General features: G+C 72.4%; 14 protein-coding genes. 7 read left to right on the forward strand and 7 right to left on the reverse strand.

Annotation, left to right across the window (positions count from 1 at the left end; translation table 11 throughout):
- The first annotated feature begins 86 nt into the window (after nucleotides 1-86).
- Nucleotides 87-1,373: a GNAT family N-acetyltransferase gene (locus tag AB0P07_RS28400; protein WP_365555510.1), complete on the forward strand. Its 1,287-nt coding sequence runs from the start codon at nucleotides 87-89 to the stop codon at nucleotides 1,371-1,373.
- A gap of 10 nt (nucleotides 1,374-1,383) precedes the next feature.
- Here AB0P07_RS28400 and AB0P07_RS28405 read toward each other — a convergent pair whose 3' ends face one another.
- Nucleotides 1,384-2,193 (reverse strand): DNA-formamidopyrimidine glycosylase family protein, encoded by an 810-nt coding sequence (locus AB0P07_RS28405; RefSeq protein ID WP_365555511.1) that lies wholly within the window; start codon nucleotides 2,191-2,193, stop codon nucleotides 1,384-1,386.
- An 88-nt stretch (nucleotides 2,194-2,281) separates the two neighbouring features.
- A complete protein-coding gene (locus AB0P07_RS28410) occupies nucleotides 2,282-2,767 on the reverse strand; it encodes a ribose-5-phosphate isomerase (protein WP_365555513.1) in 486 nt (161 codons plus the stop codon).
- Between the two features lie 207 nt (nucleotides 2,768-2,974).
- Here AB0P07_RS28410 and AB0P07_RS28415 point away from each other — a divergent pair, with 207 nt between their 5' ends.
- On the forward strand, nucleotides 2,975-4,426 hold the full coding sequence (locus tag AB0P07_RS28415) for an amino acid permease (protein ID WP_365555515.1): 1,452 nt from the start codon (nucleotides 2,975-2,977) through the stop codon (nucleotides 4,424-4,426).
- An 84-nt stretch (nucleotides 4,427-4,510) separates the two neighbouring features.
- On the opposite strand, the gene AB0P07_RS28420 is transcribed toward AB0P07_RS28415, so the two are convergent.
- Nucleotides 4,511-5,095, reverse strand: a complete 585-nt coding sequence (locus AB0P07_RS28420; RefSeq protein WP_362285403.1) for a biotin transporter BioY — start codon at nucleotides 5,093-5,095, stop codon at nucleotides 4,511-4,513.
- Nucleotides 5,096-5,466: 371 nt separating this feature from the next.
- Here AB0P07_RS28420 and AB0P07_RS28425 point away from each other — a divergent pair, with 371 nt between their 5' ends.
- Together AB0P07_RS28425 and AB0P07_RS28430 are read left to right on the forward strand one after the other, a co-directional pair.
- Complete coding sequence (locus tag AB0P07_RS28425) at nucleotides 5,467-6,852, forward strand: amino acid permease (RefSeq protein WP_365555517.1); 1,386 nt, start codon at nucleotides 5,467-5,469, stop codon at nucleotides 6,850-6,852.
- A gap of 153 nt (nucleotides 6,853-7,005) precedes the next feature.
- Entirely contained in the window at nucleotides 7,006-7,647 is a 642-nt protein-coding gene (locus tag AB0P07_RS28430; protein WP_365555519.1) for a superoxide dismutase, read from the forward strand.
- A gap of 120 nt (nucleotides 7,648-7,767) precedes the next feature.
- Here the strand turns inward: AB0P07_RS28430 and AB0P07_RS28435 are convergent, their stop codons facing one another.
- Nucleotides 7,768-8,406 (reverse strand): DsbA family protein, encoded by a 639-nt coding sequence (locus AB0P07_RS28435; RefSeq protein WP_365555521.1) that lies wholly within the window; start codon nucleotides 8,404-8,406, stop codon nucleotides 7,768-7,770.
- Between the two features lie 184 nt (nucleotides 8,407-8,590).
- Between AB0P07_RS28435 and pepN the strand changes: the two genes are divergently transcribed.
- Nucleotides 8,591-11,215 (forward strand): aminopeptidase N, encoded by a 2,625-nt coding sequence (pepN, locus tag AB0P07_RS28440; protein WP_365555523.1) that lies wholly within the window; start codon nucleotides 8,591-8,593, stop codon nucleotides 11,213-11,215.
- 323 nt (nucleotides 11,216-11,538) lie between these two features.
- A complete protein-coding gene (locus tag AB0P07_RS28445; RefSeq protein WP_365555525.1) occupies nucleotides 11,539-12,621 on the forward strand; it encodes a hypothetical protein in 1,083 nt (360 codons plus the stop codon).
- 273 nt (nucleotides 12,622-12,894) lie between these two features.
- Here the strand turns inward: AB0P07_RS28445 and AB0P07_RS28450 are convergent, their stop codons facing one another.
- Both AB0P07_RS28450 and AB0P07_RS28455 read right to left on the reverse strand, forming a co-directional pair.
- On the reverse strand, nucleotides 12,895-13,632 hold the full coding sequence (locus AB0P07_RS28450) for a hypothetical protein (protein ID WP_365555527.1): 738 nt from the start codon (nucleotides 13,630-13,632) through the stop codon (nucleotides 12,895-12,897).
- Nucleotide 13,633: 1 nt separating this feature from the next.
- A complete protein-coding gene (locus AB0P07_RS28455; protein ID WP_365555528.1) occupies nucleotides 13,634-14,170 on the reverse strand; it encodes a sigma-70 family RNA polymerase sigma factor in 537 nt (178 codons plus the stop codon).
- Between the two features lie 349 nt (nucleotides 14,171-14,519).
- Here AB0P07_RS28455 and AB0P07_RS28460 point away from each other — a divergent pair, with 349 nt between their 5' ends.
- Complete coding sequence (locus tag AB0P07_RS28460) at nucleotides 14,520-15,536, forward strand: aspartate-semialdehyde dehydrogenase (RefSeq protein WP_365555530.1); 1,017 nt, start codon at nucleotides 14,520-14,522, stop codon at nucleotides 15,534-15,536.
- Nucleotides 15,537-15,547: 11 nt separating this feature from the next.
- Here the strand turns inward: AB0P07_RS28460 and AB0P07_RS28465 are convergent, their stop codons facing one another.
- On the reverse strand, nucleotides 15,548-16,024 hold the full coding sequence (locus tag AB0P07_RS28465) for a DUF1203 domain-containing protein (RefSeq protein WP_365555532.1): 477 nt from the start codon (nucleotides 16,022-16,024) through the stop codon (nucleotides 15,548-15,550).
- Nucleotides 16,025-16,075 lie beyond the last annotated feature (51 nt).

A 16,075-nucleotide genomic window follows, 5' to 3' on the forward strand; every position in this document is an offset into this window, starting at 1 on the left:
CACAGTGAACTTCACGAACGGCTTCCGCGCCGCAACCCTGCGGAAATTGTCTCGCCCGTCTCGTGCGGTCCTGGTACGCATGCTGCATGGGACGGTTCACGGGTGATGACGGCGGTGACGGTGTGACGACGGCGGCTGCGGAGCCACGGGCGCTGCGGCGCGAGGAGTGGGACACGTGGTACGGGACGCTGATCCGTGCCTTCGGCGGGATCGCGGGGCCGGCCGAGGAGTTGGCGCTGTTCCGGGAGCTGACGCAGGTCGACCGGTCGATCGGCGTGTGGGAGGGCGCCGGGACGGGCGAGGAGTGCGTCGGGACGGCGGGGGCGTTCGCCTTCCGGATGACCGTGCCGGGCGGCGCTCAGGTGCCCACCGCGGGCGTGACGATGGTGAGCGTCGCCGCCACGCACCGGCGCCGGGGTGTGCTGACGTCGATGATGCGGCGGCAGCTGGACGACGTACGGTCCTGGGGCGAGCCGCTGGCCGTGCTGACGGCCTCCGAGCCGGCGATCTACGGCCGGTTCGGCTACGGCGCCGCGACCTTCGAGCTCGGCGCGGAGATCGACACGAGCCGGGTCCGGCTGTCGGTGCCGCCCGGCACGGATGACGTACGGCTGCGGTACGCGGCGCCCGCCGACGTGCTGGACGCGTGCGAGGCGGTGTACGCGCGGCTGGTGCCGGCGCGGCCCGGGATGCTGGCCCGGCGGCCCGGCTGGGAGCGGCTGGGAGTGCTGGACCCGGAGAGCAGGCGGGACGGTGCTTCGCCCCTGCAGTGCGTGCTCGCGCGGCGGGGCGGCGAGGTCACCGGGTTCGCGCGGTTCCGGGTACGGCCGGGCTGGGGGCCGGAGGGGCCCAGGGGCACGGTGGTCCTGGACGCCCTGGCCGGCCTGGACCCGGCGACCGAGGCGGCGTTGTGGCGCTTCCTGTACGACATCGACCTGACCTCCACGCTGACGGTGCGGGGGCGGCCGGTCGACGAGGCGTGGCAGCACCAGGTGTCGGACGTCCGGCGGTGCCGGCCGGCGCTGCGGGACGCCTTGTACGTACGGCTGGTGGACGTGGGGGCGGCGCTCGCGGCGCGGACCTACCAGGCGCCGGTGGACGTGGTGTTCGAGGTCGAGGACGCCTTCTGCCCCTGGAACGCGGGGCGTTGGCGGCTGAGCGGCGACGCGAAGGGGGCGTCCTGCGAGCGTACGGCGGACGCGGCGGATCTCGTGCTGTCCGTACGGGAGTTGGCGGCCGCGTACCTCGGCGGGGTGAGCCTTGGTTCGCTCGGCGCGGCCGGGCGGGTGCGCGAGGTGCGGTCCGGGGCGCTGGCGGCGGCGTCGGTGGGGTTCGGGTCGGACGTGGCGCCGTGGCTGCCGCACGGATTCTGAGCGAAAGCTCCTACCGTTTCTGGCAGGTCGGGCACCAGAAGAGGTTGCGGGCGGCGAGGTCGGCGGTGGCGACCGGGCCGCCGCACAGGTGGCAGGGCTGGTTGGCCCGGCGGTAGACGTAGACCTCGCCCCCGTGGTCGTCGACACGGGGCGGGCGGCCCATGGCCTCGGGGGTGTGCTCGGGGCGGACGGTGTCGATGCGGTTGTTCCGCACGCCCTCGCGCATGAGCTCGGTGAGGTCCTGCCAGATCGCGTCCCACTCGGCGGGGGTGAGGTCCCGGCCGGCGCGGTACGGGTCGATGCCGTGGCGGAAGAGGACCTCGGCGCGGTAGACGTTGCCGACGCCGGCGACGATCTTCTGGTCCATGAGCAGCGCGGCGACGGTGGTGCGGCTGCGGGAGATCCGGCGGTACGCCGCCGCGGGATCGGCGTCCGGGCGCAGGGGGTCGGGGCCGAGGCGGTCGTGTATCGCCTGCTTCTCGGGTTCCGTGATCAGGGCGCAGGTGGTGGGGCCGCGCAGGTCGACGTGGGCGGCGGCGTTCGCCAGGCGGAGGCGGACGGTGTCCGTGGGCGGGGGCGCGGGGGTGGGTCCGAAGGTGACCTTGCCGAAGAGGCCGAGGTGGATGTGGACCCAGTGGAGGTCCTCGAAGCCGAGGAAGAGGTGTTTGCCGTGGGCGTCGGCGGTGGTCAGGACGGTGCCGTCGAGGAGGGCGGCGGAGTCGGCGAACTTGCCCTGGGGGCTGGTGACGCGGACCGCCGTGCGGGCGAAGGCGGCGACGTAGTCCTGTGCCAGCCGGTGGATCGTGTGCCCCTCTGGCACGTGCGGTGTCCTTTCCAGTGCCCCGTTCCCGCCGGACCGTGCCGCCCCCGGCGGGCGTGCGGCGGGGCGGCAGGGCGGCGGAGGTCTGCTACTGCTGCGGGTGGTGGGCCGGGATCGGCGGGAGGTCGCCCGTCGTCTCGTAGGACGTGAGCATGTCGATGCGGCGGATGTGGCGCTCGTCGCCGGAGAACGGGGTGGCGAGGAAGGTCTCCACGAACTTCGTCGCCTCGTCCTGCGTGTGCATGCGGGCGCCGACCGCGACGACGTTGGCGTTGTTGTGCTGGCGGCCCAGCGACGCCGTCTCCTCGCTCCAGGCCAGCGCCGCGCGCACGCCCTTCACCTTGTTCGCCGCGATCTGCTCGCCGTTGCCGGAGCCGCCGATCACGATGCCGAGGGCGTCCTGGTCCGCGGCCGTGCGCTCGGCGGCGCGCAGGCAGAAGGGCGGGTAGTCGTCCTGGGCGTCGTAGACGTGCGGGCCGCAGTCGACGGGCTCGTGCCCCGCCGCCTTGAGCCATTCGACGAGGTGGTTCTTGAGTTCGAAGCCCGCATGGTCCGAGCCGAGATACACGCGCATGGGTCGAGTGTGACACGCGGGCCGGGACACGGACTCCTCGGGTGCCGACTGGGAAAAAGAGATGTAAAGCTTTAAAAGCTCAGGGAAAGCTCAAGTAACGATCCGGATTCAAAGGTTCCTGAATTCGTTCGCCTCCGTTTCACTGGTCCGGCTCGTACGCCGCTCGTACGGGACAGTGCTCGACCGGCGCAAAGGAAAACCCTCCCCATGACTTCGCAGCCGACCTTGACGACCGAACCCGAGGACGGGTCCGCAGACCCCTCCCAGTCCCGATCCGGACTTCAGGCCGGGCTCAAGAACCGCCATCTCACGATGATCGCCATCGGCGGCGTCATCGGAGCCGGCCTGTTCGTGGGCTCCAGTTCCGGGATCGCCACCGCGGGCCCCGGCATCCTTCTCTCGTACGCCCTCGTCGGCACGCTCGTGGTGCTGGTGATGCGGATGCTCGGGGAGATGTCGGCCGCCAATCCGACCTCCGGGTCGTTCTCCGCCCACGCCGACCGGGCCCTCGGGCCCTGGGCCGGATTCTCCATCGGCTGGCTCTACTGGTTCTTCTGGGTCGTGGTGCTGGCCGTGGAGGCCACGGCCGGGGCCAAGATCCTGGAGGGGTGGATACCCGCCGTACCGCAGTGGGGGTGGGCACTGATCGTGATGGTGGTGCTGACCGCCACCAACCTCGCCTCGGTCGGCTCCTACGGCGAGTTCGAGTTCTGGTTCGCCGGGATCAAGGTCGTCGCCATCGCCGCGTTCATCGTCGTCGGCGGGCTGGCCCTCTTCGGGCTGCTGCCGGGCGTGGACAGCGACCAGGCGGGACTCGGCAACCTGACCGAGCACGGCGGATTCCTGCCGCACGGGCCGGGGGCCGTCCTGACCGGCGTCCTGCTCGTCGTCTTCTCCTTCATGGGCAGCGAGATCCCCACCCTCGCCGCCGGAGAGTCCGAGGACCCGCAGCGGGCCGTCACCAAGGCGACCAACAGCATCATCTGGCGCATCGCCGTCTTCTACCTCGGGTCCATCTTCGTCGTGGTCACGCTGCTGCCCTGGGACGCGCAGTCGATCGTCGACGAGGGATCGTACGTCGCCGCGCTGGACTCGCTCGGCATCCCGAACGCCGGCGAGATCATGAACTTCATCGTGCTGACGTCCGTGCTGTCCTGCCTGAACTCCGGGCTCTACACGGCCTCGCGCATGGCGTTCTCGCTCGGTGAGCGCGGGGACGCGCCGAAGGCCTTCGCCCGGACCACCCGGCGCGGGGTGCCGCAGACGGCGATCCTGTCGTCCGTCGTCTTCGGCTTCGTCGCGGTCTTCTTCAACTACAAGTTCCCCGACACGGTCTTCCTCTTCCTGCTCAACTCCTCCGGCGCGGTGGCCCTCCTCGTCTGGCTGGTCATCTGCTTCTCGCAGCTGCGCCTGCGGAGGATCATCCAGGCCGAGACCCCGGAGAGGCTGGTCGTGCGGATGTGGCTCTACCCGTACCTGACCTGGGCGGCCGTCGCGGTCATCGTCTTCGTGCTCGGCTACATGCTGACCGACACCGAGCACGACGGGCGCAGCACCGTCCTGCTGACGCTGCTCGTCGCCGCGGTCGTCCTCACCGTCGCCTTCGTCAAGCAGCGGACCATCGCGCGGCGGGCCGCCGCCGGCACCGGGAAGGGCTGACCGGCCTTCGCGGACACATGAAAGAGGCTCGCCGGGGCGCCGTCCGCGCTCCGGCGAGCCTCTTTTCATGGGCCCGGAAAGCAGCTAGCGCTTGTCGGCCAGCTTCCACGCGGTGGGCAGGACGCCCATCGCCAGCGCGGCCTTGAGCGCGTCGCCGATCAGGAACGGGGTGAGGCCGGCCGCGATCGCGGCGCCGAGGGACATGTCGGCGGCGAGGGCCAGGTACGGCACGCCGACGGCGTAGATGATCGCCTCGCCGACCAGCATCGTGCCGGCCGTGCGCAACATCGAGCGGTCGGCGCCGCGGCGGGCCAGGGCGCCCACGACCGTGGCGGCGAGCAGCATGCCGAAGACGTAGCCGAGGGACGGGGCGGCGGTGCCGGAGCCGCCCTCCGCGAACCACGGCACGCCCGCCATGCCGACCAGGGCGTACAGCGCGAGCGAGAGCAGGCCGCGGCGGGCGCCGAGCGAGGTGCCGACGAGCAGGGCCGCGAAGGTCTGGCCGGTCACCGGCACCGGGGAGCCGGGCACGGGCACGGCGATCTGGGCCGCGACGCCGGTGAGCGCGGCGCCGCCCGCCACGAGGGCGACGTCCCGGACTCGGGAGGCGGGGATGAGGTCGGCGAGGACCTGCCCGGATCGGCGGGCGGAAACGGCAGCGGTGCTCATGGGGACTCCGCGGTGGTGTGGACATGTCGGGACACCGCGACGCTATCCCAGCCGCCCGGAGCCGATCACCAGCAGCGCTCGACAAAGGCCCGCTCGTCGGCTTGGTGGGCTCCCGACAAAGGGTGCGGGATACACGCGCGTGCGGGTGACACCGGTCACCGAGGGGATGAGGCGGCCGTCACGGCGGACGGCCACCGTGTCCGGGTGGTCACGGTGCGTGGCCCGCCCGTCCGTATCGTGGGCGGCCGCTGTCGCGGGGTGGCGCGAGACCGGAGACTGTGGGCGTTTTGCCCCGCTCACGTCCCCCACTCTCCCCGCAGCACCCCATGGCACCCCCACCCGTCTCCCCCACGCATCGGACGAGCCGCTCCATGTCCAACAGCACCACCACGAAGGCGCCGCAGCAGCCGGCGGACGCCTCCCTCTCCCACGGCCTCAAGCAGCGCCACCTGTCGATGATCGCGCTCGGCGGGGTGATCGGCGCCGGGCTGTTCGTCGGCTCCGGGGCCGGCATCGCCGCCGCCGGGCCCTCGATCGTCGTCGCCTACACGCTCTCCGGTCTCCTCGTGATGCTGGTGATGCGGATGCTCGGCGAGATGTCCGCCGCGTATCCGTCGTCCGGTTCCTTCTCCGCCCATGCCGAGCGGGCGATCGGCCCGTGGGCCGGGTTCACCGCGGGCTGGGCGTTCTGGGTGCTGCTGTGCACGGCCGTCGGCCTGGAGGGCATCGGCGCGGCGCAGATCGTGCACGGCTGGCTGCCGGGCACGCCCGAGTGGGCGTGGGTGGCGCTGTTCATGGTGGTGTTCTGCGGGACGAACCTGGCCGCCGTGAAGAACTTCGGCGAGTTCGAGTTCTGGTTCGCCGCCCTCAAGGTCGGCGCGATCTCGCTGTTCCTGGTGCTGGGCGTGCTGGCGATCTGCGGCGTCCTGCCGGGCACCGACTCGCCCGGCGCCTCCCACCTGGGCGACTTCCTGCCGGGCGGCGGCAACGGCCTGATCATCGGTCTGCTCGCCTCGGTGTTCGCCTACGGCGGCCTGGAGACGGTGACCATCGCGGCGGCCGAGTCGGAGAACCCGGTCAAGGGCGTGGCGAGCGCCGTACGGACGGCGATGTGGCGGATCGCGCTGTTCTACATCGGCTCGATGGCGGTCATCGTGACCCTGGTCCCGTGGGACGCGCCCGAGGTGGTCGAGAAGGGCCCCTACGTCGCCGCCCTCGACGAGCTGGGCATCCCGGGCGCGGGGCAGCTCATGAACGTCGTGGTCCTGGTCGCGCTGCTCAGCGCCATGAACGCCAACATCTACGGCGCCTCCCGCATCAGCTACTCGCTGGTCGAGCGGGGCCAGGGGCCGAAGGTGCTGGGCCGGGTGTCGGGCGGGGTGCCGCGAATCGCGGTGCTGGTCTCCTCCCTGTTCGGCTTCGGCTGCGTGCTGCTCAGCTACTGGCGGCCGGACGACGTCTTCTCCTGGCTGCTGAACATGATCGGCGCGGTCATCCTGGTCGTCTGGATCTTCATCGCCGCCTCGCAGCTGCGGCTGCGCCGCCGCCTGGCGCGGGAGGCGCCCGAGAAGCTGGTCGTGCGCATGTGGGGCTTCCCGTGGCTGACCTGGGTGGCGCTGGCCGGCATGGCCGCGGTGTTCGTCCTGATGGCCCGCGAGCCGGACACGCGGGTGCAGCTGTACTCGACGGGCGGGATGACGCTGTTCCTGGCGGCCGTCGGGTACGCCCGGCAGCGGCGGCGGGCGCGCCTCGGCTGACGCGAGGCGCCCGTTTTCCTCCGAGGGCCTCCGCACGCTCGCGTGCGGGGGCCCTTTCGTGTGCCCGCGGCACGCCCCCGCGCCTCCCCCGCCTCTTGCTGCTAGCGTGCACTTGCAAGCCTTTTGCAATAAGAAGGTCGGAGGGGATCCGCCATGTCCGTCTACACGCTTCCCGAACTGCCGTACGACTACGCCGCGCTGGCTCCCGTGATCAGTCCCGAGATCATCGAGCTGCACCACGACAAGCACCACGCGGCGTACGTCAAGGGCGCCAACGACACGCTGGAGCAGCTCGCCGAGGCGCGGGACAAGGAGACGTGGGGCTCGATCAACGGCCTGGAGAAGAACCTGGCCTTCCACCTCTCCGGCCACATCCTGCACTCGATCTACTGGCACAACATGACCGGTGACGGCGGCGGCGAGCCGCTGGCGGCGGACGGCGTGGGCGACCTCGCCGACGCGATCGCCGAGTCCTTCGGCTCCTTCGCCGGTTTCAAGGCCCAGCTCACCAAGGCCGCGGCGACCACCCAGGGCTCCGGCTGGGGCGTCCTCGCCTACGAGCCGCTGAGCGGCCGGCTGATCGTCGAGCAGGTCTACGACCACCAGGGCAACGTCGGCCAGGGCTCCACCCCGATCCTGGTCTTCGACGCCTGGGAGCACGCCTTCTACCTGCAGTACAAGAACCAGAAGGTCGACTTCATCGACGCCATGTGGGCCGTCGTCGACTGGCAGGACGTGGCCAGGCGCTACGAGGCCGCCAAGTCCCGCACCGACGCGCTGCTGCTGGCTCCCTGAGAGCCGGCCGCGCCCGATCGTCCTGCCTCGTGATCGTCTTCTCAGCCTTCACCGGGCAGGCGGAATGAGGGAAGCCCCCGCGAGGACGTGACTCGCGGGGGCTTCCTGTGCGCCGGGGACCTACAGGTTGCTGAAGTCCGGGCCCTTGGTGCGGGTCCGCTTGATCTCGTAGAAGCCCGGCACGGAGGCCACGGCGAGGGTGCCGTCCCAGAGCTTGGCGGCGTCCTCGCCCTTGGGGGCGGGGGTGACGACCGGGCCGAAGAAGGCGAGCTGCTCGCCGTCGGCGCCGGGTACGGCGATCACCGGGGTGCCGACCTCCTGGCCGACCTTGTCGATGCCCTCCTTGTGGGAGGCGCGCAGCTGGGGCTCGTACGGGGTGCCGTCCCAGTGGTCCATGAGGGACTCGGGCAGACCGACGTCCTTCAGTGCGGCGGCGACCGTCTCCTTGCCCGGGCCCTGCTCCTGGTTGTGGATGCGGGTGCCGAGCGCCGTGTAGAGGTCGCCGAGCACCTGCGCACCGTGCTCCTCCTGGGCCGCGGCGACGACGCGCACCGGGCCCCACGCCTTGACCTCGAGCATCTCGCGGTACTCCGCGGGCAGCTCGTCGAGCTTGTCCTCGTTGAGGACGGCGAGGCTCATGACGTGCCAGCGGACCTCGATGTCCCTGACCTTCTCCACTTCCAGGACCCAGCGGGAGGTCATCCAGGCCCAGGGGCACAGCGGGTCGAACCAGAAGTCGACAGGCGTCTTCTCCGACATGTCTCTCCTCATGAGGCGCGCGAGTATGCCTTTCCCGGGGCAACCGGCCCGCCCGCCCGCCCATTCCCGGCTGCCGGGTGTCAGGGGCACATGGCAGGATCAGTGCTGTCCGCATACTGAACACCACGGAACACCAGTCGTATACCGAAGCCGTGTACCGAACACCATCCGAGGAGTGCCGCCCGTGCCCGGTGAGAATCTGTCCCGCGACGAGGCCCGGGAGCGGGCCGCACTGCTGTCCGTCGACGGGTACGAGGTGTCCCTCGACGTGCGCTCGGCCGTCGGTGACGCGCAGGGCGAGGGCCCGCGCACGTTCCGGTCCGTCACCACGATCCGCTTCCGCTGCAACGAGCCCGGCGCGAGCAGCTTCGCCGACCTGGTCGCACCGAGCGTCACCGCCGTCTGGCTGAACGGCCGCGACCTCGACCCGAGCGAGGTCTTCGACGGCTCCCGGATCGCCCTGGAGGACCTGGCCGCCGACAACGAGCTGGTGGTCGACGCCCAGTGCGCCTACTCCCGCACCGGCGAGGGAATGCACCGCTTCGTCGACCCCGAGGACGGCGAGGTGTACCTGTACACCCAGTACGAGCCGGCCGACTCCCGCCGGGTCTTCGCGGGCTTCGAGCAGCCGGACCTCAAGGCCCCCTTCCGCTTCGAGGTGCGCGCGCCCGAGGAGTGGACGGTGTGGTCCAACGGCGCGGGCGAGCGCAGGGAAGAAGGGCGCGCAGCGCTTCCGCAGAAGGGTGGTGGTGGGCGACGGGCGGGCGGGGTGTGGCGGTTCGCGGAGACGAAGCCGATCTCGACGTACATCACGTGTGTCGTGGCCGGCCCCTACCACTACGTGACGGATTCCTACGAGCGCGTCCTCGAGGACGGCACCCGGCTGGAGATCCCGCTCGGCGCCCTGTGCCGCAAGGGGCTCGCCCCGCATTTCGACGCCGACGACGTCTTCCTGATCACGAAGCAGGGCCTGGACTTCTTCCACGACCACTTCGACTACCCGTACCCCTTCGGGAAGTACGACCAGGCGTTCGTGCCGGAGTACAACCTCGGCGCGATGGAGAACCCGGGGATGGTGACCTTCCGGGAGGAGTACATCTTCCGCGGGAAGGTGACGCGGGCGTCGTACGAGGGCCGCGCCAACACGATCCTGCACGAGATGGCGCACATGTGGTTCGGCGACCTGGTCACCATGGAGTGGTGGGACGACCTGTGGCTGAAGGAGTCCTTCGCCGACTTCATGGGCGCGTTCGCCAACGTCAACGCGACCCGCTTCAAGGACGCCTGGATCACCTTCGCCAACCGCCGCAAGGCGTGGGCCTACCGCGCCGACCAGCTCCCCTCCACGCATCCGATCACGGCCGACATCCGTGACCTGGAGGACGCCAAGCTGAACTTCGACGGCATCACCTACGCCAAGGGCGCCTCCGTGCTCAAGCAGCTGGTGGCGTACGTCGGGCAGGACGCGTTCCTGGAGGGCGCACGGCGCTACTTCAAGCGGCACGCGTACGGCAACACGCGCCTCGGTGACCTGCTGTCGGTCCTGGAGGAGACCAGCGGGCGGGACATGGCGGCCTGGTCGCGCTCCTGGCTCCAGACGGCCGGCGTCAACTCGCTCACGCCGCAGGTGCTGCTGAGCGGGGCGGGCACGGTCGACGAGCTGGCGGTGGTGCAGGAGGCGGCGGAGTCCCACCCCGAACTGCGCCCGCACCGCGTCGCGGTGGGCCTGTACCGGCGTACGGCCGAGGGCGCGCTGGAGCGCTACGCGCGCGCCGAGGTGGACGTCGAGGGTCCGCGCACGGTGGTCGCCGAGTTGGCCGGTGCCGAGGCGCCGGAGCTGGTCCTGGTCAACGACGACGACCTCACGTACTGCAAGACGCGCTTCGACGACACGTCGCTGGCGACGCTGCGCGAGCATCTGGGCGCCGTGACCGACCCGCTGGCCCGCGCCCTGTGCTGGTCGGCACTGTGGAACATGACGCGGGACGCGCTGCTGCCGGCGCGGGACTTCGCGGCGCTGGTGCTGCGGTTCGCGGGGCGCGAGTCCGACATCGGTGTGCTGCAGATGCTGCACGCCTGGACCGGCTCGGCTCTGGTGCACTACGCCGCCCCCGACTGGCGGGAGCCGGGCGGCCGGCTGCTCGCAGAGGGCGCGCTGCGCGAGCTGCGGGACGCGGCACCGGGCAGCGAGCACCAGCTGGCGTGGGCGCGCTTCTTCGCGTCGGTGGCGGCCGAGGAGGCGGACCTGGCGCTGCTCCGGGGCCTGCTGGAGGGCACGGAGAAGATCGACGGGCTGGACGTGGACCAGGAGCTGCGCTGGACGTTCCTCGCCCCGCTCGCGGCCCACGGCGCCGCCGACGAGGGCGTCCTGGCCGCCGAACTGGCCCGCGACGACACGGCCTCCGGCAAGCGGCACCAGGTGCGCTGCCTGGCCTCGCGGCCCTCGGAGGCGGTGAAGGCGCAGGCCTGGGCGCAGGTGGTGGAGTCCGACGCGCTCTCCAACGCCCTGGTGGAGGCGACCATCGCCGGCTTCGCGCAGCCCTCGCAGCGGGAGCTGCTCGCGCCGTACACCGAGAAGTACTTCGCGGCGATCGAGCGGGTGTGGGCCGAGCGGTCCATCCAGATCGGGATGGACGTGGTCCGGGGCCTGTTCCCGTCGCTGCGGGACTCCCGGGACACGCTGGAGGCGACCGACGCGTGGCTGTTTGCGCACGAGGGGGCGGCGCCGGCGCTGCGGAGGCTGGTGCTGGAGGCACGGGACGATCTGGCGCGAGGGCTGCGGGCGCAGGCTTGCGACGGGGGAGCGTAGGGAAGTTCTGGTGGTCGTCGAGTGCGGGTGCGTCGTGGTTGATCGCGCCCACGCGGCGGAACCGCACATCGACGCAGCCCCGCGCCCCTTGGGGCGTTGCCCTGCCCGGCGTGGCAGGAGCGCCGTAGCTTTGGCCAAAGAATTGGCGTTCCGTCGTCGTTACGGAATTCGGGCAATAGCAGCCGTAACCCCTGGGCCGCACTGTGGCGGACCAGGGGTTTTCGGCATCCGAACAGGCGTCCTTTAGTCCGGCCTTGTCCCGGTTCGGCGATGGGCGTGTAACAGCGGTTAAGGGGCCGATCGGGCGCGGGAAGTTGCCGGTCATGACGCACAACACCCCGCTCTCCCCCCGCCCCCGCCCGCTGCACGACCTGGCCGACGGCCGCCGTCCGCTGATGACGGCCGCCCAGCTCCGGGCGCACGGTGTCTCCGCCGCCGAGACCAACGAGCAGTGCCGGCCGGGCGGGCCCTGGCAACAGCTCCTGCCGAACGTCGTCCTGCTGCACCCGGGCCCGCCGACCAGCGAGGAGCGCCTGCACGCGGTGCTGCTCTACGCGGCGCGGGACCGCGGCTCGGGCACGGCTTCCGCCGCGGCGCCCGGGGTGTCCGTCTCGGTGCCGGTCCAGCCGGGTGGGGAGCAGCCGCCCGTGCCGGCCTACGCGGAGGCGATGATCACGGGTCTGGCCGCGCTGACGCTGCACGGGTTCTCGTCCACTCCCCCGCTGCCGTCCCTCGACCTCATCGACGTCCTGGTCCCGCGGCTGCGCCGGCTGCGTACGACGGGCTGCGCGCGGGTCGTACGCACCGCGGCGCTGCCGACCGCCGTGGAGCTGACCGGGGTTCCGGTGGCGCCGGTGGCGCGGGCGCTGGCGGACGCGGTGGCGGAGCTGACCGATCCGGGCACCGTGCGCCGGCTGCTGACGGAGGCGGTGCGCGGCGGGCACTGCGAACCGGCCGCGGTGGTGCGGGAGCTGAACCGGGCCCGGCTGCTCAGCCGCCCGCACGTGGTGGACGCCGTGGACTCGCTGGTCGCCGAGGGGCGGGCGCTGGCCGAGCAGCGCCTGTACCGGATGGTGCGCGAGCACGGTCTGCCGGAGCCGGTCTGGAACGTCGACCTGCGCCTGCCCGGCGGCCCCCACCTGGGCGGTGTGGACGCCTTCTGGCCCGAGCAGGCGGTGGCGCTGGAGCTGGACACACGGGGGCACCAGGCGCGGGAGGACGACGCCGCCTGGGCGGAGCACGCCCGCAAGCGCGAGCACCTGGAACGGCTCGGCATCACGGTCGTGCACCTCACCCCGCGCAAGCTGCGGGAGTGTCCGGAGCACCAGGCGGCCGTCGTGCGCACCGCCCTGATGGCGGCCGGGGACCGGGAGCCCGCCGCGTACGTCGTGGTGCTGCCCCGGTAGTCCCGTGGGCGCGGAACTACCGGGGCGGCCGCTCGGCCGTCAGTCGCCGCGGAACTCCGCCCCGATCACCGCCTCGCTGTCGCCCGACCAGTCGCCGTCGAAGGTGAGGGCGAGCGGCCGTTCCAGGCAGTGGGTGAGGAGCCACGTGGGTGGTTCGGCAGCGCGGCGAGCGTGCGTGCCGGGCGCCGCCGGGCACGCGGAAGGTGGTGGCAGGCCCCAGGGGGCGGGTGCGCCGTTGCCCGGCGCCCGCCCCTTCGCCGGCCCCCGGCCGGGTCAGTCGCAGGTGAGGGTGCGGGACTCGGGGAGGGAGGCGGTGACCCGGGCGCGGGCGGTGGCGATGTTCCGGTCGCCGGTGAGCACCGTGTCGGCGGTGGGGCGGTCCCTCAGGACGCCGGCGAGGACCCGGTCGCCGGGGGCGAGGCGGGCGAGGGTGTCGTCCAGGACGAACGTCGTCGCCGTCCCGGTGCTCTCCTCGGGTGCGTAGGTGTGCGTCACGCGGAGCGTGATCCGGTGCCGTGCGGCGCCCGGCACCGGATCGGCGGCGGTCACCGTGCCCTCGGCGACGAGACGGGCGCAGGCCAGGTAGCGGGGGGTGCCGAAGACCGCGGCGGCCTCCTGGCCCGCGGCCGGGCTCGACGGCCGCACCGCGGACTTGTCGGCCGCGCTGCCGCTCGCCGCGTCCTGCGAGGCACCGCTGCCGCTCTGCACCACCAGCCAGCCCAGCCCCGTGACCACGACCCCCGCGCAGGCGGCCGCGAGGACGCCCAGGGCTGGACGGAAGGGGCGGCGCCGGGGCGGTGGTGCCGCCGCCGGTTTCGGGCGCTCTCGTACGACGGGCTCGCCCAGGGCGTCGCCGAGCAGGTGCAGCTGCTCCCGCAGCAGCGCCACGTCGGCCGTCGCCGACCGGTGCTCGCCGCGGGCGTCCGCCCCCGCGTCCGGCGGCGGCAGCGGCTCGCCCGTGATCGCGGCCATCAGCGCGTCGTACCCACCGGGGTGCTGTTCGGCGGCCATCTCACACCACCTCGTCCTCGTGCAGGCGGGCGCGCAGGGCCCGTACCGCCGTGTGCAGCCTGCTCTTGACCGTGCCCTCGGGGATGCCCAGCTCCTCGGCGATGCCGCGCACCGGCAGATCGGCGTAGAAGCGCAGGACGAGGACCTGGCGCTGGGCGTCCGGCAACTCGTCCAGGCCCTGGGCGACGGCGAGGGACAGGACGCTGGTGTCCTCGTCGCGTGGGTGCTCCGTCTGGCGCAGCGCGGCCAGGCGTTCCCCGAGCCGGTCCTGGCGGCGCCTGGCCCGGTGCCAGTCCATGGCCAGGTTGGAGGCGACGACCGCTGCCCAGGCGGACACGTCGCGCGGCGCCTCGCGGCCGCCGGCCGTCCGCTCCAGCAGCCGCAGGCGGACCTGCTGCACCCCGTCCGGCAGGTCCGCCTGCGGCACCCCGCCCAGCGCGAGCACCGCCCGCACCCGGCGTTCCTGAGCCGCGTCCAGGGGGTCGTCGCGTACGTCGTCCCCCTGGCCGCGGCGGGCCCTCCTGCGCAGCAAAGCCACTCCTCCCCCGGCCACGTTTCCCCTACGACGCGCGCGGAGCCCGAAACGTTCGCCCCGGCGGCCGCCTTTCGGCGAGAGGTGTACGTCACATCGCCGTGTGAGGCGGGAGGGGGTGGGCAGGGGCGGAACAGCACAGCTTGCTGCGCCGGGGCGGGGCGACGGAATTTCTGCAGCTCAGCCGGGATTCGTGCGCAAGGACCACACCCCATGTCCGAGCCGCCGCGTCCCAGTGCGCGGGCACACCGCGCAATGGACTGGACAGGCGGGCCGGGCTTCGCCCCATGATGGAAAAGTCTCGGCCGAGCAAAGCGCGCGTGAAGACACGCGCACAAACGGAGAAGGAGTCACCGTGAGGGTCGGAATCGTCGGAGCCACCGGTCAGGTGGGCACGGTCATGCGCAGGATCCTCACGGAGCGCGACTTCCCGGTCACCGAACTGCGCCTGTTCGCCTCGGCACGCAGCGCCGGCAAGGAGCTGGACGGCGTGACGGTGGAGGACGCGGCCACCGCCGACTACTCCGGCCTGGACATCGTGCTGTTCTCGGCGGGCGGCGCCACCTCCAAGGCACTGGCCGAGAAGGTCGCCTCGCAGGGCCCGGTCGTGATCGACAACTCCTCCGCCTGGCGCCGCGACCCCGAGGTTCCGCTCGTGGTGTCCGAGGTGAACCCGCACGCGATCGCCGACCGTCCCAAGGGCATCATCGCCAACCCGAACTGCACCACCATGGCCGCGATGCCGGTGCTGCGTCCGCTGCACGCGGAGGCGGGCCTCGAAGCCCTCGTCGTCGCCACCTACCAGGCGGTGTCCGGCTCCGGCCTGGCCGGCGTGGACGAGCTGTTCGAGCAGGTGCAGAAGGTCGGCGCGGACGCCCCGAAGCTGACCCACGACGGTTCGGCCGCCGAGTTCCCGAAGCCGGAGAAGTACGTGGCGCCGATCGCGTACAACGTGCTGCCGCTGGCCGGCTCCATCGTGGAGGACGGTCTGCACGAGACGGACGAGGAGCACAAGCTCCGCAACGAGTCCCGCAAGATCCTGGAGATCCCGGAGCTGAAGGTGTCCGGCACCTGCGTGCGCGTGCCCGTCTTCAGCGGCCACTCCCTGCAGATCAACGCCCGTTTCGCCCGCCCGATCAGCGTGGAGCGCGCCAAGGAGCTGCTGGCCGGCGCGCCCGGCGTGACGCTCACCGAGGTGCCGACCCCGCTCCAGGCGGCCGGTCAGGACCCGTCGTACGTGGGCCGGATCCGTCGGGACGAGACCGTGGACAACGGCCTGGCCCTGTTCGTCTCCAACGACAACCTGCGCAAGGGCGCGGCCCTGAACGCGGTGCAGATCGCGGAGCTGGTGGCGGCGGAGCTGAAGGGCTGACGCCGCACCCCCTAGCCCCTGGTGACCTCGTAGAGGAAGCAGCCGTACTCGACGGCCCGGACGTGGACGAACGCCACGGCCGGGTCGTCGAACGCTTCCCGGAGGGCGTACGCGAAGGCACCGGGGTCACCGATCAGCCGCCCGCCCAGGATGTGCCCGTGGGCGGAGTAGCGGCGCAGGACCCGGTGCGAGTTGGTGAAGGGGAGGCCGTCCGTCTCCGGCCCCGCGCACTCCTCGGCGTGGACGAAGACCGGCCCCTGCTCGTCGTACGGGCCCGGGTCGGCCCCCGTGGCCGCCGCCCGGCGGCGCAGCGGGGCGTAGGAGACGAGCGCGATGTGCTCACCGGCGCGACTGTGGCGCAGGCAGCAGCGCAGCGGGGCGCCGCCCTCGTCGTCGGTCACGGGGGCGGGGACGCGGCCCGCGTCGTCGGTGGCGCGGAGCTCTTCGAGGACGCCCGGCGGGATGGGGTGTGCGGTGTGGCCGTTCATGGGATCCAGGCTCGCGCGCGGGCGCGCCGGGCACCGGCGGGAAATGGACAT

The sequence above is a fragment of the Streptomyces sp. NPDC085944 genome, from assembly GCF_040686295.1.
GTDB lineage: Bacteria > Actinomycetota > Actinomycetes > Streptomycetales > Streptomycetaceae > Streptomyces > Streptomyces salinarius.

Excerpts from the sequence above, each read along its gene's own strand:
- AB0P07_RS28425 (WP_365555517.1), top strand. The coding sequence starts at position 5,467 with ATGTCCAACAGCACCACCACGAAGGCGCCGCAGCAGCCGGCGGACGCC.
- AB0P07_RS28465 (WP_365555532.1), bottom strand. The coding sequence starts at position 16,024 with ATGAACGGCCACACCGCACACCCCATCCCGCCGGGCGTCCTCGAAGAG.
- AB0P07_RS28410 (WP_365555513.1), bottom strand. The coding sequence starts at position 2,767 with ATGCGCGTGTATCTCGGCTCGGACCATGCGGGCTTCGAACTCAAGAAC.
- AB0P07_RS28400 (WP_365555510.1), top strand. The coding sequence starts at position 87 with ATGGGACGGTTCACGGGTGATGACGGCGGTGACGGTGTGACGACGGCG.
- AB0P07_RS28435 (WP_365555521.1), bottom strand. The coding sequence starts at position 8,406 with ATGTCGGAGAAGACGCCTGTCGACTTCTGGTTCGACCCGCTGTGCCCC.
- AB0P07_RS28445 (WP_365555525.1), top strand. The coding sequence starts at position 11,539 with ATGACGCACAACACCCCGCTCTCCCCCCGCCCCCGCCCGCTGCACGAC.
- AB0P07_RS28450 (WP_365555527.1), bottom strand. The coding sequence starts at position 13,632 with ATGGCCGCCGAACAGCACCCCGGTGGGTACGACGCGCTGATGGCCGCG.
- AB0P07_RS28430 (WP_365555519.1), top strand. The coding sequence starts at position 7,006 with ATGTCCGTCTACACGCTTCCCGAACTGCCGTACGACTACGCCGCGCTG.
- AB0P07_RS28420 (WP_362285403.1), bottom strand. The coding sequence starts at position 5,095 with ATGAGCACCGCTGCCGTTTCCGCCCGCCGATCCGGGCAGGTCCTCGCC.
- AB0P07_RS28415 (WP_365555515.1), top strand. The coding sequence starts at position 2,975 with ATGACTTCGCAGCCGACCTTGACGACCGAACCCGAGGACGGGTCCGCA.